This window comes from Streptomyces sp. CBMA123, assembly GCF_014596465.1.
In the GTDB taxonomy this organism is placed as follows: domain Bacteria; phylum Actinomycetota; class Actinomycetes; order Streptomycetales; family Streptomycetaceae; genus Kitasatospora.
In genome coordinates this window covers 1-622 of sequence record NZ_MECK01000547.1, presented here as the reverse complement: position 1 = coordinate 622, position 622 = coordinate 1, and the positions used below count along the sequence as shown (strand labels likewise).

Annotated in this window: 1 protein-coding gene; it reads right to left on the bottom strand. The window is 68.2% G+C overall.

Going from position 1 to position 622, the window contains the following annotated elements; translation table 11 throughout:
• A partial coding sequence (locus tag BG452_RS36410) for a transglycosylase SLT domain-containing protein (RefSeq protein WP_223243249.1) occupies positions 1-341 on the bottom strand: 341 nt, incomplete at its 3' end.
• Between the last annotated feature and the right edge of the window lie 281 nt (positions 342-622).

Sequence of the window (622 nt, the reverse complement as noted above, 5' to 3'; positions counted from 1 at the left end):
GCGGCGTTCGGGCTGCCGTAGCGGGTGTTCATGTAGTCCAGCGTCCACTTGATCTGGGTGGCCGGGTTGGTCTTCCAGTCCGCGCCCGCCGAGGCCATCTTCGAGGCCGGCAGCGCCTGGCCCAGACCGTACGAACCCGAGCTCGGGTTGGTCGCCGACACGTTCCACCCGGACTCGTGCGAGACGATCTGGCTGAAGGAGGCCAGCTGCTCCGCGGGGACGATCTTGGCGGCGATGGCCTGCGGGGAGGCGTCCGCGGCCGAGGCCATGGTGGGGACCACGGCGGCACCCAGAGCGGTCACACCGGCGGCGCCGGCGAGAATCGCGGCAGAGGTACGCATACGGAGCTTGAAAGCGGGCATGTAGAAAAAGACCTCAATCGGGTTGGGCCGAGTCGCGCCCCGTCCTGAACCGCGGCCGGACAGGGGCCATAACGGTTACGGGGCGTGACTTGGCAGTAAGCCGTTCACCGGCGGGACAGGAGCCGGTGTGGCTGACGACAAATGCCAAGTTGCCAGACCGGATCGGCGGTCGCCAAGACCCCCTCTTACGATCCGCAGTCGTAGTCGAAGAGAGCCGGCACCGATTCGACCGGCGGTCCGCCCCGAGCGCGCCGATCCTC